This window comes from Sorangium sp. So ce128, assembly GCF_051525245.1.
GTDB lineage: Bacteria > Myxococcota_A > Polyangia > Polyangiales > Polyangiaceae > Sorangium > Sorangium cellulosum_B.
The window spans coordinates 12,059,393-12,083,449 of sequence record NZ_CP150313.1 but is presented as its reverse complement, the minus strand read 5'-3'; the positions used below and the strand labels follow the sequence as shown (position 1 = coordinate 12,083,449).

Sequence of the window (24,057 nt, the reverse complement as noted above, 5' to 3'; positions counted from 1 at the left end):
AGGATGACCAGCCCTCGCTCCCACGCCGAGCTCGTCACGCTGCGCAAGCTCGCGCAGGACCTCGCCGCCCAGCGCAAGGAGCGCCTGTCGAGCGTGCACCTCCTCGCGGCCATCGCCCTGAGCGGAGGCCCCGCCGCGGATCTGCTCCGCGATCGGCGGCTCGACGACGAGGCCCTGCTCAAGGCGACCCGCTCGGTCGACGACGAGGGCCCCGACCCGATCGGCCGGGCGATGGGGGGCGCGCGCGACGTCGCGAAGCGAGCGACCGCGAAGGAGCCCGCGGCGCTTCACCTGCTGCTCGCGCTCCTGTCCGACCGCAGCTCGGCCGCGCACCGCGCGCTCACCCAGTCGGGGGTCGACCTGGCGCGGCTGCGGACCGCGGCGCTCCAGATCGCGCTCGGCGTGGTGCAGGCGCGGCGGACGCCGTCGCGGCTGCTCCAGGACGGCGGCGCGCCGGAGACGCCGCCCGCGCCGGGCGCGACCGCGCGCCGCGCCCGCGGCGAGGCCGCCGATCCGGCGCGCACGCCGCGCTCGCCGCGCACGTCCCAGGAGCTGCGGCCCGCCAAGGGCGCAGGCGTCACCGTCCCGGAGCTGCGGCCTGCCAAGGGCGCCGGCGTCGGTATCCCGGAGCTGCGGCCCGCCAGGGGCGCCGGCGCGCCGGAATCACGGCCCGCCAAGGGCGCCGGCCCGGGCGTCACCGTGCCGCTGTTCCCGCCGACGCCGCTGTTCCCGCCGGGGCGCCCCCGCCCCGCCGCGGCCCCGGCCGGAGCCGACGCGCTGATCTCCGCCGAGCCGATCGCCCTCACGCCCACCCCCTCCCCGGCGTCCTCGGCCTCCCCTGCCCCCGCTTCCGCCGCCTCCCCCGCCGCGCCCGCGCCGGGGCGGCCGTTCCCGCCGCTCGCGCCGCCGACCGCCACGAGCGCCGCCGCGAGCGCCGCCCTCGCGGCGCGCTTCACCCTCGACCGCGCGCGCTTCCCGGCCCTCGCCTCGCTCGGGCACAACCTCTCGCTCGCGGCGGTGCAGGGGGAGCTCGAGCCGATCGTCGGCCGCGAGCACGAGATCGAGCAGGCGCTCGACGTCCTGGCCAAGCGCCACGCGAACAACCCCTGCCTCCTCGGCCCGGCGGGCGTCGGCAAGACCTCCGTCGCGCGCGGCGTGGCGCACCGGCTCGCGTTCGACGAGCGGGAGCCGCGCGTCGTGGTCGAGCTCGTGCCCTCGGAGCTCCTCGCCGGCACCGGCGCGCGCGGCGCGCTGAGCGAGCGCCTGTCCGCGCTCCGGTCCGAGCTCCGCGAGGCGGGCGGGCGGGTCATCCTGTTCATCGACGGCCTGTCGGAGCTCTTCGGCAGCGGCGCGCTCGACGAGGCGATGGCCGAGATCAAGCTCGCGCTCGCCCGCGGCGAGCTCACGCTGATCGGCACCGCCACGCCCGAGGAGTACAGGAAGAGCATCGAGGTCGACCCGGCGCTCGCGCGGCGCTTCACGATCGTCGAGATCGACGAGCCCGAGGAGGACGAGGCGTTCCTGCTGCTCCAGAGCGTCGCGGTCGGGCTCGGCGCGCACCACGGGCTCGCGTTCACGGACGAGGCGCTGGCCTCGGCCGTCGCCTGGTCCGTGCGCTACCTGCCCGGGCGCGCGCTGCCCGACAAGGCGCTCTCGATCCTCGATCTCGCGGGCGCGCGCACGCGGCGGCGCGCGTCGTCGGCGTCACGCGCGTCGCTCCGTGAACCTGCGCAGCCGGCGCGGCAGGTGGGCCCCGCCGAGGTCGCCGAGGTGGTCTCCGAGCTCGCCGATTTACCGGTCGAGCGGCTGCTCGAGACCGACCGCGAGCGGATGCTCTCGCTGGAGGCGCTGCTCGCCGAGAACGTCGTCGGCCACGGCGAGGCGCTGGCGCGCATCGCGCGGGTGCTCCGCCGGAACGCGGCCGGCCTGCGCGCGCGCCGCCCGATCGGGTCGTTCCTGCTGCTGGGGCCGACCGGCGTGGGCAAGACGGAAACGGCGAAGGCGATCGCCGAGGCGCTGTTCCACTCGCCCGACGCGATGACGCGGCTGGATTTCTCCGAGTACGCGGAGTCGCACGCGGTCGCGCGCCTCGTCGGCGCGCCGCCCGGCTACGTCGGCCACGAGGCGGGCGGCCAGCTCACCGAGGCGGTGCGGCGGAGGCCGTACCAGGTGGTGCTGCTCGACGAGATCGAGAAGGCGCACCGCGACGTGCTCGAGGCGTTCCTCCAGGTCTTCGACGAGGGCCGCCTGACCGACGGCCGAGGCCGGCGGGTGGACTTCACGAACACGGTCCTCGTGATGACCTCGAACCTCGGCGCGGCGGAGGCCGGCGCGCTCCGGTCCGAGCGCTCCGTCGGCTTCGCCCGCGCCTCCGCGGCCGTGTCGCCGGAGCGCCTCGGCGAGGCGATGCTCGCCGCGACCCGCGCCGCGCTCCCGCCCGAGCTCTACAACCGCATCGACGAGGTCCTCTGCTTCGCGCCGCTCACGCGGGCGGACGTCGCCGAGATCACGCGGCGGCTGCTCGGCGGCCTGGAGCGCGAGCTCGAGGCGCGCGGCGTGGAGCTCGAGGTCGAGCCCGAGGCGATCGACGCGCTGCTCGACGCCGGGGGGTTCGACCCGGAGCTCGGCGCCCGGCCGATGAAGCGCACGATCGCGCGCCTCGTCGAGGCGCCGCTCGCGGAGCTCATCCTGCGCGGCCAGCTCGAGGAAGGGTCGGCGGCGCTCGTGGGCGTCGAGCAGGGCGAGGTCGTGGTGGACGCGATCGCGCGAGCCGGCGAGCGTCGCTACGCCGCGTGCTCCAGCTGAAGCGCGGCGCTACGCCGCGTGCTCCAGCTGAAGCCCGAGGGCCCTCGGATCGAAGTACGCCTTGAACCTCCTGATGGTGCCGGCCGGGTGCTCGATGACGCTCACGCCGTCGTACGAGAACTCCCCTCCATGGACTAGCTTTCCACGGCTCGTCCACTCGAGGATGGCGGCCTCGTCCGACTCGACGATGCACCGGAACTCCGACCGCACCTGGACGAAGGTCTGCCGGTAGCTGCGCCAGAAGTTGCGGGCGCCGTCGGGGCCGTGGAGCGGCCTCGAGATCGTCGAGTTGCTGAGCTCGGCGTCGGGCGCGAACAGCCGCGCCATGGGCTCGACGTCGCCGCTCTCCTCGATCCGACGCAGGGCTTCGATGAACTCGCTCGCCTTGGACATGGTGCCTCCTGCGGTGCTGGCGCGTGCAAGGGGCGGACCTCCCTCAGTGCGCGGCGGAGCGCTCGTGCCGCCGCGTGACGACCGCGATGGCGACGGCGAGCAGCGCGGCGAGCAGGAACCCCCCGCCGAACGCGAGGCCGATGATCCAGGGCTGCATCGCCCTCCCCAGGCCGTCCGCGAAGCCCGTGGCGGCGGCGCGGCTCGCGCGCTCGATCGCGGCGCTCGAGCAGCCCGGGTCGCCGGCGGGGCACCCGGCGAGCTGCTCCATGAGCTCTGCCGTCCCCTCGCGCGCCGCGGCCCTCGCCGCGGCGCCCGTGCCCTGCTCGACGAGGGTGACGAGCGCCCGGTCGTGCTGGAGGGCGCCCTCGACCACGGCGCTGCTGACCGCCTCGCTCGTCTGCGCGATGACCGGCTCCAGGCCCCCGGCCTGCCGCCCGATCTCCGCCGCGCCGGCCCGGACCGCGTCGTGGACGATGGCCCCCACGAGCGGCCTCTCGCGCTCGCGCGCGCCCTCGGCCGGCCTCTCGGCCGATCCTCCGGCGGGCCCGGCCCGGTCCTGCGCGCTGCGATCGAGCGCCTCGAGCGTGCCGTGGGTCGCCTCCTTCGCCGCCTCGCGGACGCACCCCGGGGCGAGCACGAGGGCGGCGATCAGCGCCGCCGCGGCCGATCGACCGGAGCGCGTCGGCCCGCCCGCGCGCGGCGCCGCCGGCGCCGTCGGTCCGGGAGAGAGCGAGCATTGCACAGCCGCGCCGGCCTTCATCAACCGTGCCCGCCGCGCGCCGTACGGAGCGCGCGCTGCCCCGATCCCCGCTACGGCGGCCCCGCCTCGATCGCCCGCCGGTACCGCTCGCGCCTGTGCGGCTCGCGCAGGATCTCGTAGGCCTCGTCGAGCACCTCGATGACGAGCCGCACGTCGTCGAGCAGGTCCACGGTCGCGGCGGTGAGCAGGGTGGACGGCTCGAAGGCCTTCCTCAGCGCGAGGTACGCGCGGCGGATCTCGTAGTTCGTCGCGTCGCGCGGGATGCCGAGGATCGAGAAATAGTCCCCGTCCTCCACCAGCGCGAGCCGCGCCCGGACGCGCTGCCGGATCGCCTCCTCGTCGAGCGGATCCTCCACCGGCGGGGGCGGCGCCTCGGTGATCGACGGCGGGATGAGGACGTCGAGCACCTCCAGGCAGACGAGCGCGTAGAGCACGCTCGCGTTCTCGGGCTCCGCCACGCTCACGAGCTCGCCGACGCTGCGGCCGCGCGCGGTGCGCACGAGCTCCTCCTCCTCGCGCCGCAGCGCGCACTCGCCGAGCAGGTTGCGCCGGACGCCGTCGTCGAGGCGCGCCCCCGGGCCGCCGAGGCGGCGCAGGGCGACCTCGGGGGCGATCACGCGGCGGATCGTCTCGACGAAGACCTCGGCGCCGGTCGCGCCGCCGAAGACGTTCGGCTCCGCCTTGAGGCGGCCCGGCGGCTCGGGCTCGAGGTCGCACGTGCCGGCCTCGACGAGCACGACGTGGCCGATGACCCACTCGGCGTGCGCGCGCAGCACCGGCCAGAGGTCGTCCTGGCCGAGGTGGCCGTGCGCGATGAGCGCCGCGCCGGCGTGCCGGCCCGAGGCGGGGAGCTTGCCCGCGAGCCGCGCCGCGACCTCGCGCTCGAGGTCGCCGCGCCCGACCAGGAAGGCGAGCAGCGTCTCCTCGGGGATGCTCGAGCCGGCGGTGACGAGATCGCCCTCGTGCAGGACGATGCGCCGCGCGCCCTCCTCGGTCGTGATCGCGAGGGCGCCGGAGGTGCGGCTGCCGACCGCGCGGGCCAGCGCGCGCGGCGCGTCGCCCGGGCCGAGCACCGTGGCCGACGAGGCCCCGCCGGAGCTCGGCGCCTCGTCGATCGGCTCAAGCGCCATGGCGCGGCCGAGCCCGGCCGCGGTGACCGTGGCGGGCGCGGGCGGCACGAGCGGCAGCGCAGGCGGCGCGGGCCCACGCAGGGCCGCGCCGGAGATGGCCATGGACGGCGGAGCTGGCAGGTGCCCGCGGCCGAACGCGGCCGGGCTCGGCGCGGCAGGCGGGCTCGGCGCCAGGAGGCCGCGCCCGAGCGAGCCGGCGCCCGCGCTCGCCGGGACGGGCCCGCCAGGAGGCGCCGCGGCGCGCCCCGCCGGGGCGGAGCGGGCCGGGGACGGCACGGGCGGCAGCGGCTCGGGCTCGGCCCTTCCGACCGACGGCAACAGCGCGGTCCTCACCTCGACCGAGGGAGGCGAAACGAACGCGACGCCCGGAGACGGCGGCGACGGAAAGCCAGGCGCGCGGGCGTCGCGGGCCTCGCGCGATCGGGGCGGCGGCGGCTCGGTGATGCGCTGGCGCAGGCTCGGCTCGACGCGGCCCGACGGAGCGCGCGCCCAGTCGACGTCCTCGCCGCCGCGCGCAGGGCCGGCGCGGTCCCACGCGGGCTCCTCTCGCGGCGCGGGCGATGGCGACCGATCCCACGCGGGCTCGGGGCGCGGCGGCGGCGACGCGAAGGCGTAGGGCCGGCCCGCGTCGCGCGGGGTCGGCGGCGCGGCGTCGCGGCCGCCGCTCCGGCGCGCGGGACCGCCGTGATCGCGCTCCTCCCTGCCGTGCAGGTGCGCCTCCCTGCCGAGCGAGAGCGCCGCGAGCTCGGGGCCTGCGCGCTTCGTCGCGTGCGCCCCGTCGAACGCGGGCTCGGAGGCGCGGTCGTCCTCGTGCTCGTCGCCCGGCTCCGCGAGCTCGACGAGGGAGTCGCCGGGCCCTGTGTGCTCGGCGCGGGTGGCCGCCGGCTGCGGAGCGGGCGCGACGCCGTACGGCTCGGAGCTCGTCCTCGGCTGCGAGGGCAACCCGGTGGGCACCGGGGCGACGGGCGCGCTCGCGCCGGTCCGCGGCTCGTCCTCCTCCGGATCCAGGGGCTCGTCGAGGGCGGAGAGCAGCTCCGGCGACAGCATGAGGTCGACCTCCTCCTCGGCCGCCGGGATGCTCGACGGGTGCGCCTTCGCCGTGACCCGCTGCTCGGCGGCGACGAGGATCTCCTCGAGCTCCGGGCTGATCCGCGCCGGCAGGAGGCGCGGACCGACCTCGTCGCCGTCCTCCTCCGGGGGCGGCAGCACCGAGCCGACGTCGAGCGGGTCGAGATCGCTCGAGAAGTCGGGGTTCGACGGGACGTCGTTGTCGAGCGGCCCCGGAAGGCCGGCCGCGAGGCGCGCCTCGACGGCGTGCTCCCCGCGGAACCGCCCGGGCTCCGCGACCGCGCTCACGTGCGCGGCGAGCTCGGCGGTGTCGACCGGGCGCTCGAACACCTGCCCGAAGAGCTGGGGATCGAGCTCCGCCGAGCGGACCGGATCCCCCACGAGGAGCACGGACGCGGCGACGCCGCCCGGCCGCAGGTAGAGGCGCTCGAGCGCCTCGATCGCGCCGGGCTCGTCGATGTCGACGATCACGACGCGCGGCGCGTCGCTCGCGAGGCGCGCCTCGAGCTCGGCGATGGGCGCCGCGATCACCTCGAAGCCCCGGCCCCGCAGCGCCGCGCCGATCGCCTCCCCGTCCGCCGACGCGTCGGCCAGCAGGATGGCGCCTTCGCGCGGGCGCGCCTGCACTGCTTCGTAGTCGTCGCGGGGCTCGGACACGGCGGTCATCTTGTGGCGGCGGCCCGGCGGAGCAGCGCCCAGGGGCCCGCATCGACTGGACTCTCGACGGTCGTCGGCGGGCTGTCAAACGCGATCGCGGCCCGCTCGCGTTCCCGCCGCGCAGCGCAGCTCCCTCCACGACCGCCCGCCGGCGCGGCGAGGTCTCCACCCCTGGCGCGCTGGGAGCGCCCGGCCGACATCGCCTCCGCGACGCGAGCGCGAGGTCGACGTCGCCGCGCGTCGCCCCCCGCTGTGTGCGCCGCGTGGTAGACGTCGATGCATGGTGCTCGGCGCTTCCCACAACGAGATCGCCCTGACGGCTTTCCTGCTCCTCGTCGTGCTGCTCGCCGCGAAGATCGGCCGCATCGGCGAGGCGATCGGCGGGCTGTTCGAGCGGGAAGCGCCAGCGACGGACGGCGGCGCGCCCAGGGACGGCGCGGAACAGGCGGAACAGAAGGAAGAACGCCAGGAAAGCTGAGCGCGCCCCCTCGCCAGCGGCCTCGCCCGCGCTTGCGTTCTGTTTTTTTGGAATTCATAGTTTCCGATGCTCGTGAACGAGCCGGCCTCGCCGCGGTCGCGGCGGCGCGCGGAGATCGCGGCGCGGATCCCGCGCGGGTACCGCCCGGCGCTCCACCTCGCGGCGCCCACGCTGCTCGGCGCGCTCGTGCTCGCGGCGGCGGTGCGCCTCCTCGACGCCGTCGATGCCGTCGAGCTCGTCGCGGTGCCGGCGACCCTGCTGCTCGGCTTCGCCTTCGAGTGGTGGGCGCACAGGTCGGTGCTGCACCGGCGGGCGCCGCTGCTCGGCGCGCTGTGCGAGCGGCACGAGCGCGAGCACCACCTCGCCTTCACCGCCGACGACATGGCGCTGCGGAGCGCCCGCGAGCTCTGGCTGGTGCTGACGCCGCCGGCCTCGGCGCTCCTCGTCCTCGCCTCGCTGCTGCCTCTCGCCGCGGCGGCGGGCGCGCTGTTCTCGCTGGACGCGGCGCTGCTCGGCCTCGCGACGGCGATGGTGTTCTTCGTCAGCTACGAGTGGCTGCACCTCGCGTATCACCTGCCGGCGGACAGCCCGGTGTACCGGATCCCGGGGCTCGCGCGGCTCCGCGAGCACCATCGCAGGCACCATGACCCCCGGCTCATGAAGCGCTGGAATTTCAACGTGACCGTGCCCGTGTTCGACCTCGTCCGCGGGACGCTCTGGTCGCCGCCGCGCAAGGGCGTGTAGCCGCCGCGCACGGGCGCGCCCTTGCGCAGCGCCATGCTCCGCCCCGCCGGGACGCGCGCGACGCGCCCGCCGGGGCGTCCGCCGCGGCCGTGTGCTAACGGGTCGCGCGTGCAGCCGCGGACCAGAGACGGCCTCGTCCTCCTGCTCGTCGGGGTCCTGCTCGGCGGCGGCGTCGCCTGGCTCCTCGGCCGCCGGCGGGAGAGCCCCCCCGCGGCGCCGCGCGCGCTCGACGCCGTGCCCGCCGGCGCGATGCTCGTCGCCACGCTCGATCTCCCGGCCCTGCGCGCCTCTCCCGCGTTCGCCTCGTTCCTGCGCGAGGAGCGCGAGATCCCGGGGCTCGGCAAGGTGCGCGACGTGTGCGGCTTCGACCCGGTGGCCGCGTTGACCGAGGTCGCGATCGCCATCCCGGCGGCGGGCGAGGGCGGCGACTTCGGGCTGGTCGCGGCCGGCGCCGTGCAGGACGAGGCGCTGCTCGCGTGCGCCTCCAAGGTCATCGAGGCCCGCGGCGGGCGGCCGGTCGTCTCCGGGATCGGCAGCTTCCGCGCGGTGCGGGACTCGAGCGCCGAGGGCCACGGCGAGATCGCCGTGCGCCCCGGGGGGCCGATCCTGCTCGGCGGGGGCGCGTACCTGCGCGCCATGATCGACGCCGCCGAAGGCCGCGCCGCGAGCGTCGGCGCGAGCGCCGCGCACGACGACATCGCCCGCGCCGTGGGCGAGGGGGCGGCGCGCGTCACGGTGGTGCTCACGCCCGAGCAGCGCGCCGAGATCGGGCGCGAGCTCGCGCTGAGCGGCTCCAGCCGATCGCCCGCGGCGTCCCTGCTCTCCGGCGGCGCCAGCGTCGCGCTCGGCCCGGAGATCGCCGTCCACGCCGCCGTGCTCTGCGACGCGGAGGCCCCCTGCGCCGCGCTCGGCGCGGAGCTGCGCGCGGCGCGAGACACGCGCGCGGCGGACTTCGCGACGCGGCTCATCGGCTTCGGCGCCGTGCTCGAGCGCATCGCGATCGCGGCCGAGGGCAAGGCGCTCCACGCGCGCGTCAAGCTGTCGGCCGAGGAGGCCGGCGTCCTCGTCGATCGGCTCGCCTCGCTGCGCGGCCTCCGCCAGCCCGCGCTCGCGCCCAGGCGGCCGCCGGCGCAGGCAGACAGCGAGGCGCCGCCGCGCGGAGACGCCGCCCCGCCGCCGCGCGGAGACGCCGCCCCGCCGCCGCGCGGAGACGCCGCCCCGCCGCCGACCGATGAGGTTGTCACACCCCCGCGGCGAGCGAAGCCGGACGGCGGCGCGCCATAACGCGTGAACGCGCCGGGGAGAACCGACCGCCGCGTCGCGCTGCCGCGGCGCGGCTCCGTCGATTCCGTGGTCTGCCTGACGAGCGCGCCGCTCCGCCGCCCAAAGCCGCGCGGCGCGCCCGATCGGGCCCCCACGGGCTGCCCCGAACTCCTGTAACCTGATCGGTGCCTTCCGACGGGATCGGCGCTCCGGTCTTTCCCGCCGCGCAGGAGGCGGGTGGGGCACATCGAATGCAGGTCGTCGGGATCTCCGCCTCCGTGGTCGTCGGGACCCTCCTTCTGGTCGCCCTCTGGGCGCTCCGCCGGCGGCTCCACGCCCGCGAGCTCGAGCTCGAGCGGAAGGCGCAGGAGCTCGCGGTGAGCCGCGCCGCTTCGCTGCGGCTCTGCGAGGAGCTCGCCGAGGCGCGGCGAGCCGAAGAGGAGGCGCGCAGGGCGAGGGAGGAGGCCGTGACCGCGAGCCGGTCGAAGAGCGCGTTCCTCGCCAACATGAGCCACGAGCTCAGGACCCCGCTCAACTCGATCCTCGGCTTCGCGCAGCTCGTGGAGCGCGACCCCTCGCTCGCCGACCGGCACCGCGAGAACCTCGCGGTCATCTGCAAGAGCGGCGAGCACCTGCTCGGCCTCGTCAACGACATCCTCGAGATGGCGAAGATCGAGGCCGGCCGCATGACGCTCGTCGACGCCGAGTTCGACCTCCACGACACGCTCTCGGGCCTCTCGGAGATGTTCGCGGTCGAGGCCCAGAAGCGGGGCCTCACGCTCAGGGTCGAGCGGGCGCAGGACGTGCCGCGGCACGTCCACGGCGATGAAGGGAAGCTGCGGCAGGTGCTGATCAACCTGCTCGGCAACGCGCTGAAGTTCACGCCGCGCGGGTCGGTCACGCTGCGCGCCTCGGCGCGGCGCGCGACAGGCGCGCACGACGGCGCGGCGGCGGGGCGGGTGCGGGTGTCGTTCGAGGTGACGGACACCGGCCGGGGCATGGCCAAGGCGGAGCTCGCGGAGCTCTTCGAGGCGTTCGCGCAGACCGCGACCGGGCGCCAGTCGCGCGAGGGCACGGGCCTCGGCCTGCACATCAGCCGGCGCATCGTGCGGATGATGGGGGGCGACATCCGGGTGGAGAGCCAGGTCGGCCGCGGGACGACGCTCCGCTTCGACGTGCGCCTGTCGCTGGCCGACGCGCCCGACGCGCGCGTCGGCGGTGCGACGCCGCGGGCACTCCGGGCCGTCGGGCTCTCGCCGGGCCAGCCGAGGTACCGCGTGCTCGTTGTCGACGACCGGTGGGACGTGCGCCACTGCCTGCTCAAGCTGCTCGACTCGGTGGGCGTCGAGGCGCGCAGCGCGACCAACGGGCTCGGCGCCGTGGCGCAGTGGGAGACGTGGGCGCCGCACCTCGTCCTGCTCGACCTCCGCATGCCGCTGCTCGACGGCTACGAGGCGGCGAGCCGCATCAAGGCGAGCGCGCGGGGGCACGAGACGGTCGTCGTGGCGATGACCGCGAGCGCGTTCGAGCAGAACCGGGCGCTCGCGGCGGAGGCGGGGTGCGACGACTTCGTGAGCAAGCCGTTCCGCGACGCGGACATCCTCGGCCTCCTGACGAAGCACCTCGGGGCCCGCTTCGAGTACGAGGAGCGCGCCGCCGAGCCCGGCGCTGCCCAGGGGGCGCCGGCGGTCGACCTCGCCCGGGCGGCGGCCGGGCTACCCGCCGCGCTCCGCAAGGACCTCCGGCGGGCGGCGACGCGGCTCGACGCGAAGGCCGTCCAGGCGACGCTCGATCGGTTCCGGCCGGAGGACGCGGATCTCGCGGGGGCTGTGGCCGAGCTCGCGCGGGGGTATCGCTTCGACAGCATCTTGGCGCTATCGAGCGCCGACGAGGAGGAGCCGTCATGACGGACACCGACGCAAAGCCAGCCCCCCGCGGGGCGGCCCCGGGCGCGCGGCCGGAGCGCCCCAGGGAAGAGCCCCCGAGCATCCTGATCGTGGACGACATGCCGGCGAACCTGTCGCTCCTGACCTCGATGCTGACGGCGCAGGGCTACGAGGTGCGGGCGGCGATCAGCGGCGCGATGGCGCTGATGTCGGCGGCGGCGGCGCCTCCGGACCTCATCCTGCTCGACGTGAGCATGCCCCACATGGACGGCTACGAGGTGTGCCGCCGGCTCAAGGGGGATCTCGGGACGGCGGACATCCCGGTCATCTTCCTGAGCGCGATGACCGGCATCGGCGACAAGGTGATGGCGTTCGACGCGGGCGGCGTCGATTACGTCACGAAGCCGTTCGAGCTGCGCGAGGTGCTGGCCAGGGTGGGGACGCAGCTGCTCTTGCACCGGCAGCGCCGGGAGCTCGAGCGGCAGCGGAGGGAGCTCGAGGAGCGCTACGCGCAGGTGCGCCAGATGCAGGCGGCGCTGCGCGGTTACCTGTCCGACCGCGCGTGGGAGAGCATCGAGGAGAGCGTGTCGTCGAACCGGCCGAGCCCGCCCGCGCGCGAGGTGCTGACGGTGCTGGTCAGCGACATCGAGGAGTTCGTGCGGCTCTCGGAGAGCGAGGAGCCTGGGCCGCTGATAGCGGATCTCAGCCTCTACATGGCCACGGTGGCGCAGATCGTCTACGACCACGCGGGCGAGGTCGACAAGTACGTTGGCGACGGCATGCTCGCGTTCTTCCGGGGCGCGAGTGACGCGCTCGCGGCGGCGCAGCGGATCCAGCGGAGCATCGCGGCCTTCAACGAACACCAGCGCTCGCAGGGCCGACCCGCCTTCCCGACGCGGCTCGGGCTCTCGACAGGGCCCGTCCTCCTGGCGAGCATCGGGTCGAGCGGCAGGCGGGAGTTCACCATCATCGGCGATCGTGTGAACACCGCGTTTCGGATTCAGGCGCAGGCGAAGGCCGGCGGCCTGCTGATGGATGAGGCGACGTTCACCGCGGCCGGGAGCCCGGGAGAAGCGATGCCCGCGCTGGTGCGGATCCGGGGAAAGCAGGGAGAGGAGAGGCTCTATGCGATCTCGCCGGAGGCGATGTTGGCGGGCGCAGGCGCAGAGGGTAGCGGGGCGGACGGCGGTTGAACGTTCACGCTCGCTCCCGGCCCGATAGGCTGGCTGTTCAAGGCTGCTCCCGGGCCTTTTCGTGTTGCCCCGCACCGCCGGGGCCATTCGAGTTCGAGCGCCTGGATCGTGCGATCCGCCGAAAACGTTCGTTCTTGAACCACGCGATGACCTCGTGCAATAGTCGCCGCGGAGGATGGAAACGAACATGAATCTTCGAATTAGCGTTACTTTGCTTGGCCTGCTCGCGACCTTTGCGGCGGGCGCGGTTGCGTGCTCGGATGACGATGGTGGCACGCCGACGTCGTCGTCCTCGACCACCGGTACGGGCGGCGGCGCCACCAGCGGCGGCGCCACAGGCGGCGGCGGCGCTGGCGAGGGCGGCGGCACCACCACCACCACCAGCAGCGGCGCCACGGGCGGCGGCGGCGCCGGCGAGGGCGGGGGGAACGGCGGCGGCTCGGCCTGCGCGGCGCTGCTCTGCGACGACTTCGAGTCGTACGAGGGCCAGGCCGCGAACGGCGAGAAGCTGGGCGCGTGGACGGTCTACACGGCCATGGCGGGCTCCACCGTGTCGGTCGACACGACGAAGCATTACAGCGGCGCCAAGTCCATCAAGGTGACCACGCCCGCGAGCACGGGAGACAGCAACTACAAGTCGGCCATGATCAAGTTCACGGACGCCGACGCCCTGCCCACCGAGGCGAACGTCATTCATGGTCGCATGATGCTCTTCCTCGAGGCTGCGCCGACGGGGGATGTGCACTGGACCATCATCGACGGTTCAGGGACCATTCCTGGCAGCGATTTCGAGGGAATGCCCTACGCGGCACAGTATCGCTACGGCGGGCAGCACCCGGTCACGGCGGGCAGCCAGCTCATGGCGAACTACGATACGCCCGGGTACTGGAGCGACCCGAAGACCGGACCGCAGACGGACTGCTGGCACCACGCGGAGGAGACGACCGTGGTCCCGACCGGCGCATGGACCTGCGTCGAGTTCAGCTTCGACGGGCCGAAGAACGAGATGCGCTTCTGGCTCAATGGCGAGGAGCTGGCCGATCTCAAGGTGTCCGGGACGGGCCAGGGCTGCGCCAACAACGAGGCGAACTACACGTGGAAGGCGCCGGCGTTCGACAGCATCGGCCTCGGCTGGGAGTCCTATCAGGCGGATTCCGCCCGCTCGATGTGGATCGATGACGTCGTGATCGGCACCGGGCCCATCGGTTGCCCGCCCGCGCAGTGAGCGCGCGCCGCTGAGCTCGGCGAGGCGCGGCGGCGGACTCCGCGCCTCGCTCGTCGCTGTCGAAGGGTCGGGCGCGCGCTGCCCATGGCGCCGAGGGCCGGCGCGAGCGGCGCTGGCCGCGCGCCGGCGCGCCTCGATCCGGCGCACATGACGAATGTCGGGTTCGCCGATTGATCGCTCGCCAGGACCGCTCTACGAGACGGCGGAGGTCCAACGCCTCGCGAACCTGGAGGTCTCCGCTGTGATGAAACCGGCCTATCGTCTCTCGCTGCTCGCCTCGTTCGTCCTGGGCGCCACCGCTTGTGGCGGCGCGCCCGAGCCGGCCCCTGCGGTCCCCGACGTCCCCGCCCAGCCGCAGCCTGCGCCGGAGACGCCCGCGGCCGCGGCGCCCGAGGCCAGCCCGCCGGCCGGCGCCGCGGCGCCGGAGGCCGCTGCGCCGCCGGCCGCGCCGCCTGCGCCGCCGGTGAGCGTCTCGGTGCCCATCGAGGCGCGGACCAAGTCGAAGCTCAAGGGCACGGCGACCTTCACCGAGGTCGAGGGCGGCGTGAAGGTCGCCGTCCAGGTCTCGGGCGCTCCCAAGGGCAAGATCGCCGTCCACGTGCACGAGACAGGCGATTGCAGCGCGCCGGACGCGAAGAGCGCGGGCGCGCACTACAACCCCGAGAACCACCCGCACGGCCTCCCCGACGCCGCGGCCCGCCACCTCGGCGATCTCGGCAATATCGAGGTCAAGGCCGATGGGACCGGCACCCATGAGATCATCGCCAAGGGCGCGAATCTCAAGGAGGGCGCTCCGAACACCTTCCTCGGCCGCGCCATCATCGTCCACGAGAAGGCGGATGACGGCGGCCAGCCCGCCGGAAACGCCGGTGGCCGCATCGGTTGCGGCGTCATCTCGCAGGGCAAGTGACGCGCGCGCGGCGCGGCCCGCCGCTCCGCGCTCACGACACGTCGACTCCACCTCACCGCCTGTCCCGAGAGGGCCTCTCCCCGAGCGCCCGCAGGGCGGGAGTCTCCGTCTCCGGCGTCACCGGGGCGGAGCGCTGACCGGAACGCCCTTTCCCCCCGGGGGCGAGCCCGGGCTCGGGAGGCTCCCGCTCGCGGGCCGCTCCTCGGGCCGCGTTCCGCTGGCCAGCAGCGCGACGACGATCGCCGCCGCCACCGCCGCCAGGACGAAGCCCGCCCTGAAGGGCGAGCGCAGCCGCCGGAGCGTGTCCGCGAGCGTCGTCTCGTCGGCGTCCTCCTCGACGCGCGCCCTCTCCGGAGCTGAGCCGGCCGCGCCGAGCCCGACACGGCCGGCTTCCACCCGGGGCTGCGGCCGGTCCGAGCCGGTCGCCACCTCGCTCCGCTCCGCAGGGCTGGCCTCCGCCCGGACGCCCGCGTGGCCCGGGACCGCGACGGCCTCGCTCCGCTCCACCGGATCGGCCTCCGCAGGGGCGCGCGGGCGGCCCGAGACCGTCGCCGCCTCGCTCCGCTCCGCAGGGCTGGCCTCCGCCCGGGCGCGAGGGCGCTCCGAGACCGTGACGGCCTCGCTCCGCTCCACCGGATCCGCCTCCGCAGGGGCGCGCGAGCGGTCCGACACCGTGATGGCCTCGCTCCGCTCCACCAGGTCGGTCTCCTCCCGGGCGCGCGAGCGGTCCGACACCGTGATGGCCTCGCTCCGCTCCACCGGATCCGCCTCCTCGGGAGCCGCGGGGAACACGGGAGGCGGCAGCTCCGGGCGAAGCTCGATCGCCATGCCGCCGGTGGATGGGCCGGAGCCCATGGTGGTGGGGATCGAGCCGCGCTCCCCCGCGTCGACGCCGTCCACGCCGGGGCGCACCCCGGACAGCGAGTCGCGCAGGCTCCCGCGCAGGATGCGCTGGATGCGGTCGACGAGCGGCTGCGCTGCGGGCGGCGCGAACGGGCGGAGCGCCAGCGTGAGCTCCGCCAGGTCGGGCCAGCGCCTGTCGCGATCCCGCTCGAGGCACCGCATGATGATCGGATCGATGTCCGGCGAGAGCCCGCGGCAGACCTTCGACGGCAGCTGCGGCACGAACTTGCCCCCGAGCACGAGCGAGACCGTCTGGACGGAGCGCGCGTGCATGGGATACCGGCCGGTGAGCAGCACGTAGAGGAGCGACCCGACCGCCCAGATGTCCGCGCGCGCGTCGACGTCGCGCTGCCCGCGCATCTGCTCGGGGGGCATGTAGTGGGGCGTCCCCAGCATCTGGCCCGTGCTCGTCCGCATCTCGGCGACGCCGAGGAGCGCCGCCTGCGACACCTTGGAGACGCCGAAGTCGAGCACCTTGATGCACGGCGTCCCCTCGCGCGTGTGCGTCAGGAAGAGGTTGGCCGGCTTCACGTCGCGGTGCACGAGCCCGAGCGCGTGCGCCTCCGCGAGCGCGTCGCACGCCTGGATGACGTAGAGCGTCGCCTCCTCCACCGGCAGCGGGCCCCGCTGCTTGCGGATGACCCGGAGATCGCGGCCGTCGAGGAACTCCATCACCATGTACGGCAGCCCGTTCTCGAGCCGCCCGACGTCGTGCACCTTGACCGCGTGCTCGCTCCTGAGCCGCGACGCGATCCGCGCCTCCTGCAGGAAGCGCCCGCACATCTCCGGATCGGCCGCGGTCGCCGGCAGCAGCACCTTGATCGCCCGGAGCTCGTCGAGATCGACGTGGGTCGCGGCGACGACGGCGCCCATCGCGCCCTTGTCGAGCAGCCGGTCCACGCGGTACTTGCCGGCGATCAGGGTTCCGGCCTCCAGCCCTTCGATCTCTTCCAGGCCGCGCATGTTCGAAACCTCCGACCGAGAGCGCCGCGCCGCGGCAGCCAGCATAGCGCAGGCGATCGCCGGCCGGACAGCCGATGCCGAGGAAGCGACGCTCCTCTGCCCCTCTGCTGGCCGGCGCGGCGTTCGCGTGCCGGCGCGGCGCGATGTCGCGGACGCCCTCACCGCGCGCCGCGCCGCTCGCGGGAGCGCACCACGGCGGCGCGGCCCGCCCTGGCTCAGCCCCCTTCCCGCGCCCCGCTCGGCCTCTTGATCGCGATCGTCCGCCGCGCGCCGCCCGACTCGAGCGTGAGCTCGAGGGTGGCGCCCTCCTGCGCGCTCGGCAGCGCATGACGCATCGCTTCAAAGCTGACGAGCGGCCGGCCATTGATCGCGACCACCGCGTCGCCGACGCGGACGCCCGCGGCCGCGGCGGGGCCGCGGTCTTCCACGGCGACCACGACGGCGTCTCCGCTCGTCTTCAGCGCGCCTTCGAGCAGCGGAAAGAGGGGCGCCGCGGTCAGCCCGAGCGCGCTGACCGTCCTCCGGTAGCTCTGCACGGCCGCGTCGAAGCTCTCCTTGCGCATGCGGTAGCGCGCGACGGCCGCCACCGCGCCGCCGCGCTCCTGGAAGCGCGCGTCGACGCGCTCGGGGGTGGCGAACGCGCCGACCTGCTTCAGGTAGCGGCTCGCCTCGGCCTCCGCCATGCCGGCGCGGCGCGCGCCGCCGCCGTGCGCCTGGATGAAGCCGTAGGCCTGCGACCCCGCGAGCGCCGGCACGACGTTGCTCGCGAGCCGGGAGATCGCGTCGGCGCGCGCGACCGCGAGCGCCGCCTCTCGGCTAGCGCCCGAGCCCTCGCCGACCACGAAGATCGCGTCGCCCTCGGCGGTGAACGGCCGGTCCATCCACGGAGGGCTCTCCTCGGCCGGCGGCGCCGCGCGCCACCCCGAGCTCGGCGCGGGCGGCGGGTCCGCCCCGGCGGCGGTGCGCGGGCGTCCCCGGCCCTGGTAGGCGAAGGCCACGGCGAGGACGAGCAGCGCTCCCGCCGCGAACGCCGCGAGCACCCCGCGCGAGCTGGAGCCGCGGGCCGCCGAGACGGCCGCGGCAGGCGGAGACGCCCCCGCCGGCGCCGCTGCGCCCGCGCGCGCCGCTGCCGGCGCCGCTGCGCCCGCGCCCGCCCCCGCCGGCGCCGCTGCGCCTGCGGGCGCCCCTGCCCCTGCGCCCGCCCCCGCCGTCGTCACGTGCCCCCCCGCGGCAGAGCGCTTCGTCGCCGGCTCGGGCGCTCCGGCGAGCGTCGGCGTCGGCTCCGGCGCGGCGCCGAGGCGCCTCAGCGCCGGCCGGAGCCACGGGAACGCGAGCGGCGCGTTGCACCGCTTGCACGGCACGTACGGCTCCCGGTCCTCGCGGGCGGCGTGCGCGGCCTCGTTCACGTCGAGCAGCGTTTGCCGGGGCGCGTTGCACCGCTCGCAGGTGCCCTCGACGATCGCCGAGACCACCTCCGCCCGCAGCGGGGGGCTCTCGGAGGCGAGGTGCTCGAGCAGCACCACGGGACAGCCCTCGATCTGGATCGACGTCACCTCGCCGCCCAGCGCGCGGAGCGACAGCGCGAGCGCCCTCGCGCCCTCGGACGTCACCCCCGCCGCGCCCGCGAGATCGAGCACCAGCGCCCCCTCGATCCCGTCGAGCGCGCGCTTCCACCGCACGTGCGCGTCGAGCTTGCAGCGCACGCGGATGCGCGTCCCGCGCTCGTCGACCGTCTTCTCGATCGCCTCGTGGGTCCCCGCGTCGAGCCGCGCGAGCTCGTCGAGCGCCGCCCGCACGTCCGCCGGCAGATCGATCCCCGCTTGGCTCGCCGCGAACGCGAAGTAGCTCTCGGCGTCGTCGTCGAACACCGCCGCCGCGCCGCAGCGCGGGCAGGGGCTCGCGGGCGGCTCGTGCGTCCTGACGAGGTGCGCGTCCCTGTCGCAGTCGAACAGCCGATCGAAGGCAGCGCCGCAGCGCTCGCACCGGTACGGGCCGTAGAACGACACGACGCGCCCGTCCCCGAAGAAGCGGCGAATCATGCTGATCTGGTTCACGATCGGCTCGGTGCAGCGGCCGATGTAGATCTCGGACGCGCTCCGCGACACCTCGGCCAGCATCGCCATCCACTCGCGCACGCCGAACGACGTGACCCGCTGCACCCCGCCCAGATCGAAGAGCACGCGGCCGGAGATGCCGCGCGCGACCGCGAGGCCCTGGAGCTCCTCGGTCATCCGCCCCGACAGCGAGACGATCAGCAGGCTGCCCAGCCTCCGCTTGGTCACCGTGAGGGCCCGCGGCCCGTGCCCGTGCGCCCCCTCGGGCTCCGCCCCGGGGCCGGCGTCCGCGAGCGACAGCGCGGGGAGCCTCCTGGATCGCGGCGGCGTGTCCAGATCCCCCGCGGCGTCGGGCCGCGACGCCGCGAAGAGCGGCGCCGAAAGCTTCGTGGCGGCCCCGCCGGGGCGGCCGGTCTCGGCGGCCTGCGGCGCCCCGCCCACGGCGTCGAGCGCGCCCGCGAAGGAGTCCTCGTTCTGTATCGCCTCCTGCTTCTCGACGACGTGCGATTCGAGGTCCGCCCCCGAGGCGAGCGCGCCCCGCCACACCTCCACGCGCTGGCCGAACAGCTCCGACATGAACGACGACAGGGCGAGCGCCGAGGTGGCGAGCCGCTCCTCCCGGGCGAACGCCTCGAGGTCGATCTGGAGATCCCTCGCGGTCGCGTACCGCTTCTCCCGATCCCGCTCCAGGCACTTGAGCAGGATGCGCTCCAGCCCCGGCGGGTAGTCGGCGCAGACCTCGCTCGGCGGCAGCACGGGGTCCTCGACGATCGCCCGCATCAGCTCGAACTCGGTGGCGCCGCGCCGGAACATCCGGCTCCCCGTCGACATCTCGTAGAGCAGGAGGCCGACCGAGTAGATGTCGCTCCGGCGATCGAGGTGCTCGCTCGTGCACTGCTCGGGCGACATGTACGGGACCTTGCCCTTGAGCGCGCCGTCGCGCGTCTCGTTGACGCGGTTCGTCGCCTTCGCGATCCCGAAGTCGAGGATCTTCACGGCCCCGTCGTAGGTGACGATCACGTTGTGCGGGGACACGTCGCGGTGGACGATGTCGAGCGGCTTGCCGTCGAAGCCGACCTTCTCGTGCGCGTAGTGGAGCCCGGCCGCGATGCCCGCCGCGATGGTGATCGCGTGCTCGATCGGCATCCGCCGGTTCGCCGACCGGAGCGACTTCCGGACGGTCCTGAGATCCTCGCCGTGGAGGTACTCCATCGCGATGACCGGCACGCCGTCGACGTCCTCGATGTCGTACATCTGGACGAGGTTGGGGTGGTCCAGGGTGGCGGCGATGCGCGCCTCGTCGAGGAACATCCGCACGAACTCGGGGCTGTCGACGAGGTGCGGGAGGATGCGCTTGACCACGCAGATCTTCCTCACGCCCGAGATGCCCGCGACGGAGGCCACCCAGATCTCGGCCATGCCGCCCATGCCGATCTTCTTGATCAGGCTGTACCTGCCGAGCGTGGTGGGGTGGCGCGAGCCGACGCTCATGGGGCCGGCGGCGTGGCGCTCGGTCATTCGACCACCTCCATCGCTCGGGCCGGCGGCGTCACTTCTCCAGGAGCGCGGCGGGCGGTCATGGTGCTCATCGAGGGCCTTCGGCCTGGGATTTCGCGAAGCTCACGCTGCGGCGCTCACCGCGCGACTCGATCTGGAGGGTCATCGTACCACCGGCCGGCGCGCGCGCCCACGCGTCCGCCGCGGCCTTCCCGAAGATCTCGACCGAATGGACGGGGCGATCGTTGACCGAGAGCACGATGTCCCCCGCGACGATCCCTGGATCCGCGCCGCGCTGCGGGCGCTCCGCCGCGACGACGACGAGCTCGCCGGAGGTGCGTACCCGCGCCTCGAGCTGCGGGAAGAAGCGCGCCACGGTGAGCCCCTGGAACGTGGCCGTCTGGCGGTAGAGCTCCGCGGCCGCGTCGAAGCTCTGCCGGGACAGCCTGTACCGCGCGAAGGCGAGCACGCCGTCGCCTTCCCGCCGCACGACGGCGTCCACGCGCTCGGGCGTCGCGAAGGCTCCGACCTGCGCGAGGAAGCGCCCGGCGATGCGCTCGACGATCTCCGCGCGCTGCGCCGCCCTGGCCTCGGCCGGCGGCTGCGCGACGAGGAGCTCGGCCGCGGGAGAGCCCGCGAGCTCCGCGGCGAGGCCGGACGTGAGGCGCTCGATCGCGCCGTTGCGCGCCGCCGCGAGCGCGCCCGACTCGCTCGCCGCGGGGCCGCCGCGGCCGACGACGAGCACGCTCTCGCCCTCGACGACGAACGGCCGCTCCACCCACGCGGGCGGGAGGTCGTCCATGACCGACCAGCCCGCCGTGCCGGGGCCGCTCGCGGGCGGCGCCGGCGCGCGCGCCTCCGCCGCGGGCGCCGCCGAGGCCGCTGGGGCCGCCGAGGCCGCGGGCGCTGCCGAAGCAGCGGGCGCCGCCGAGGCCCCTGGCGCGGCGGGGCCGACGCCGCCGCGCCACGCCGCGAAGCCGGCGGCCGCGAGCGCCACCCCGCCGAGCAACGCGAGGAACGCCGCGTTGCCGCCCGCGCCGCGCTGCTGCGGCGCGGCGGCGCCCGCGCCGTGCTGCTGCGACCGGGGCGCCGCGGCCGGCTGCTGCTGCGAGCTCGCCGCAGGCAGAGCGGGCGGCGGCGGGACCGAGGGGGCGCGCGTCGCGTGGGCGCCGAGGACGTAGAGCAGCGAGCGGGAGCCGTCGAAGGCGAGCGGCGTGTTGCAGCGCTTGCAGGTGACGCTCGGGTCCTGGCCGCCGCGGAGCAGGGGGGCGTGCCGATCGACCTCGACGAGCACCGTCCGGGTCGCGCTGCAGGACGCGCAGCGGCCCTCGACGACCGCGGACTCGATCCGCGCGAGCTCGGGCCACGAGGGGCCCGCCGTGCGCTCGGCGAGCAGCCGGGGACAGCCCTCGATGCGGATCGCCTCGACGGCGCCGTCGAGCTTGCGGAGCGCCGACTCGAAGCGCGCCGCGCCGTCGGCGGTGACCGCGGGGACGCTGCTCAGATCGAAGACGACCTGGCCCTCGAGGCCGTCGATGATGCGGCTCCAGCGGATCGTCGCGGTCAGCTTGCTGCCCACCTTGAAGCGCGTGACGCGCCCCTCGACGGACTTCTCCACCACGTCGCCGACGGCGGGCTCGTCGGCCCTCTCGAGCTCGTGGAGGATCTCGCGCACCTCCGGCGGGATCGCGCCGGCGCCGTGCTGGGCGACGAACCCGAAATACGTCTCCGCGTCGTCGTCGAAGGCGCCGGCGCCATCGCAGCGGGGGCACACCGCGTCGGGCGGCTTGCCCTCGGCGAGCGAGGCCGCGTCGTGGGCGCAGTCGACGAGGCGCTCGAACTGGGCGCCGCACGACTCGCAGCAGTACGGCGCATAGAACGAGACGACCCGCCCGTTGCCGGCGAACCGCCGGATCATGCTGAGCTGGTTGATGACCGGCTCGGAGCAGCGGGCGAGGTAGAGGGCGCGGAGGCGCGGCTGGGCCGCATGGATCATCTGGAGCCACTCGCGGACGCCGAACGACGTGATCCGCTCGACGCCGGCGAGGTCGAGCAGGACCTTGCCCTCGAGCTCCCGCGCGAGCGCCGCCCCCTTGAACGCCTCGGTCATGCGCCCGGCGAGCCGGACGACGAGGACGTCGCCGATCGTGCGCCGATCGAACGCGAGGCTGTCGAGGCGGCCGGCGGCGCCGGCGGGCGGCACGCTCCGCGTCGGCGCGGCGCGGTGCGCCCAGGCGGCGGGCGGCGGCCGGTCCACGGTGGTGGGGCTGTGCCCCGACGAGACCGGCCCCGAGGCGGGCTCGGCGCTTTGCGGGCGCGACGCCCTGCGGCCGTTCGGCGGCACCCGGATGGTCGGCCGCGGCTCCTCGCCCTCGCGCCCCGGCGACAGCGGCGACGGCCCGGGCGTCGCGCTCGACGCCGACGCCGGCGCGTCGAAGGAGGTCTCGGACGTGAAGGTCGAGTCCGACGCGATCTCGAGCTCCTCGAACTCCGCCATCCCGCCGGCCGGCTGCGCGACGACGCGCGCCGCCACGGCCGGCGCCCGCTTCGCGGCGCGCGGCCTTCGCTCCCGCGGGCCTTCGCTCCTGGCGAGCGGCGTGGGCGCCTCGGAGAGCACGGTGAGGGTCATGGTCTGGTTGTGCAGGTCGCAGTGGCCGGTCGCGTACGGCGAGATCTCCCCGTACGAGTAGAACCCCGTCACCTGCGTGCCCTTCGGCAGCACGTCCGCCACCGCCTCGACCTCTTCCTCGGTCCGGTCGCCCAGCACGATCCGGCGCCCCACGCAGCTGATCGCGATCGCCAGCGCGCTGTCCCCGCCCGCCCTTCCCGCCTCGTTCGCCGCCCTCGCCGCCTGCTCCGCGCCCCCGATCAGCCGCTCGAAGTCCGCCTTCATCAGCTGCACCAGGTGCCCTCTCGGCACGTCCCCCGCGAACGTCAGCGACTGCGCGTCGTGGTCCACCGCCAGCACCGTCCGCACCAGCGCCTTCTCGTCCTGCGCCGTCGCGCGCAACGCCAGCGGGAACAGGAGCGCCGACGCCGGCAGCTCCGCCGCCTTGTCCCCGAGGTACTCCTTGTACAGCGAGAGCGCCGGGCGGCCGTCGACCTCGTAGAGCACGTTGCCCTCCGAGCGGGTCACCACGCGCTCCGGCCCGAACTTGTCCCAGCCCCCCTTGGACCCGTGCTGGATCACCACGTGCTCGCCGTACAGCCCCACGGCCGCCACGAGCCCGCTGCGCACCACGTCCCCCGCGCACACCCACGTCCGCTTGAACTGCGTCCCGTCCCCGGACAGGCCCCCGGTCACCACCACCGACTCCGGCAGCACCGCGTTCAGCCCGCGCACCAGCTGGCTGCCGTTCACCCCGAGCCCCTCCGACAGCACGAGCACCCCGCGCAGCCCCGGCCGCTCCAGCTTGCGCGCCAGCGCCTGCCCCGCGGCGAACGACGCAGGCGCGCTCGCCACCTCCACCTGCGCCGTCGCGAGCGTCGTCCGCTCGAACCGCGCCACCGCCACCGTCAGCGTCCCGTCGCGCACCGACGTGCCCGCGATCTCCCCGGCGCTCGAGCACCCCACCATGTGCGACCGCGGGTACGCCCGCCGCAGCTCGCGGATCGCCCCGGGGTCGTCGAGGAGCTCCGGCGCCCCGAACGCCAGCACCAGCGTCCGCTCGCTGTCGAGCACCGGCAGCACCCGCACGGACCACTTCTTGGTGTCCCGATCGTAGTGGAAGGTCTCGAGGATCATGGGGCTCCTCGCCCCCAGGCTACAGCACGCGGGCGACGACGGGCGTCGCGACGTGACGGTGGAGCTCGCTCATCCGCCTGCTGCGTCCGGCGCTCGGCGCGGCGCCTGGGCTCGGCGCGGCGGGCTGACGGGCCTGGTTCGACGGCGACCGCTGAAACGTGCCTCCCTCCTGGGCGCACATGACCGGGAGCAGGGGGCCAGCGCTTCGCCATGCTCGATGGCGATCGATTCGTCGAGCACGCTCGAGGAAGGCCGGCGCAGAGCGTTTCCGATCGGTCAAAACAATCTTCGACCGACGGCCGGCGGTCGGCATGACACCCAGAGCGTGATCCGCTGAGCCACCGACAAAGCCAACAAACCCAACGGCTTCACTCGGTTCTGGA

The 24,057-nt window shown here is 75.3% G+C and carries 14 protein-coding genes; 8 read left to right on the top strand and 6 right to left on the bottom strand.

The features are described from left to right. Positions 1 to 3: 3 nt before the first annotated feature. Positions 4 to 2,805 carry an AAA family ATPase gene (locus tag WME82_RS45800; protein ID WP_438040477.1) on the top strand — a complete coding sequence of 934 codons (2,802 nt, stop codon included), beginning with the start codon at positions 4 to 6 and terminating at the stop codon, positions 2,803 to 2,805. A 9-nt stretch (positions 2,806 to 2,814) separates the two neighbouring features. Here WME82_RS45800 and WME82_RS45795 read toward each other — a convergent pair whose 3' ends face one another. The 3 genes from WME82_RS45795 to WME82_RS45785 all read right to left on the bottom strand — a co-directional run bounded on the left by WME82_RS45795 (position 2,815) and on the right by WME82_RS45785 (position 6,813). Further along, entirely contained in the window at positions 2,815 to 3,198 is a 384-nt protein-coding gene (locus WME82_RS45795) for a nuclear transport factor 2 family protein (RefSeq protein ID WP_438040476.1), read from the bottom strand. 43 nt (positions 3,199 to 3,241) lie between these two features. After that, a complete protein-coding gene (locus tag WME82_RS45790) occupies positions 3,242 to 3,940 on the bottom strand; it encodes a hypothetical protein (RefSeq protein WP_438040475.1) in 699 nt (232 codons plus the stop codon). 68 nt (positions 3,941 to 4,008) lie between these two features. After that, on the bottom strand, positions 4,009 to 6,813 hold the full coding sequence (locus WME82_RS45785; protein WP_438040474.1) for a DUF4388 domain-containing protein: 2,805 nt from the start codon (positions 6,811 to 6,813) through the stop codon (positions 4,009 to 4,011). Positions 6,814 to 7,093: 280 nt separating this feature from the next. Between WME82_RS45785 and WME82_RS45780 the strand changes: the two genes are divergently transcribed. The 7 genes from WME82_RS45780 (at position 7,094) to WME82_RS45750 (ending at position 14,512) form a co-directional block, all read left to right on the top strand. Next, a complete protein-coding gene (locus WME82_RS45780; protein WP_438040473.1) occupies positions 7,094 to 7,291 on the top strand; it encodes a hypothetical protein in 198 nt (65 codons plus the stop codon). A gap of 66 nt (positions 7,292 to 7,357) precedes the next feature. Continuing rightward, positions 7,358 to 8,035 carry a sterol desaturase family protein gene (locus WME82_RS45775; protein ID WP_438040472.1) on the top strand — a complete coding sequence of 226 codons (678 nt, stop codon included), beginning with the start codon at positions 7,358 to 7,360 and terminating at the stop codon, positions 8,033 to 8,035. A 108-nt stretch (positions 8,036 to 8,143) separates the two neighbouring features. Further along, positions 8,144 to 9,319, top strand: coding sequence for a hypothetical protein (locus WME82_RS45770; protein ID WP_438040471.1), 1,176 nt, complete (start codon positions 8,144 to 8,146; stop codon positions 9,317 to 9,319). Positions 9,320 to 9,549: 230 nt separating this feature from the next. Further along, a complete protein-coding gene (locus WME82_RS45765; RefSeq protein ID WP_438040470.1) occupies positions 9,550 to 11,205 on the top strand; it encodes an ATP-binding protein in 1,656 nt (551 codons plus the stop codon). Then, complete coding sequence (locus tag WME82_RS45760; protein ID WP_438040469.1) at positions 11,202 to 12,377, top strand: response regulator; 1,176 nt, start codon at positions 11,202 to 11,204, stop codon at positions 12,375 to 12,377. The genes WME82_RS45765 and WME82_RS45760 overlap by 4 nt, the downstream gene beginning before the upstream one ends. A 187-nt stretch (positions 12,378 to 12,564) precedes the next feature. Further along, positions 12,565 to 13,602, top strand: coding sequence for a hypothetical protein (locus tag WME82_RS45755; protein ID WP_438040468.1), 1,038 nt, complete (start codon positions 12,565 to 12,567; stop codon positions 13,600 to 13,602). 244 nt (positions 13,603 to 13,846) lie between these two features. Then, the gene (locus WME82_RS45750) at positions 13,847 to 14,512 is read left to right on the top strand and encodes a superoxide dismutase family protein (protein ID WP_438040467.1); all 666 of its coding nucleotides are present in this window, start codon (positions 13,847 to 13,849) and stop codon (positions 14,510 to 14,512) included. Positions 14,513 to 14,629: 117 nt separating this feature from the next. Here WME82_RS45750 and WME82_RS45745 read toward each other — a convergent pair whose 3' ends face one another. The 3 genes from WME82_RS45745 to WME82_RS45735 form a co-directional block, all read right to left on the bottom strand. After that, positions 14,630 to 16,378, bottom strand: coding sequence for a protein kinase domain-containing protein (locus WME82_RS45745; protein ID WP_438040466.1), 1,749 nt, complete (start codon positions 16,376 to 16,378; stop codon positions 14,630 to 14,632). A 215-nt stretch (positions 16,379 to 16,593) separates the two neighbouring features. Then, complete coding sequence (locus WME82_RS45740; RefSeq protein WP_438040465.1) at positions 16,594 to 19,950, bottom strand: protein kinase domain-containing protein; 3,357 nt, start codon at positions 19,948 to 19,950, stop codon at positions 16,594 to 16,596. 67 nt (positions 19,951 to 20,017) lie between these two features. Continuing rightward, entirely contained in the window at positions 20,018 to 23,674 is a 3,657-nt protein-coding gene (locus WME82_RS45735) for an FIST N-terminal domain-containing protein (protein ID WP_438040464.1), read from the bottom strand. Between the last annotated feature and the right edge of the window lie 383 nt (positions 23,675 to 24,057).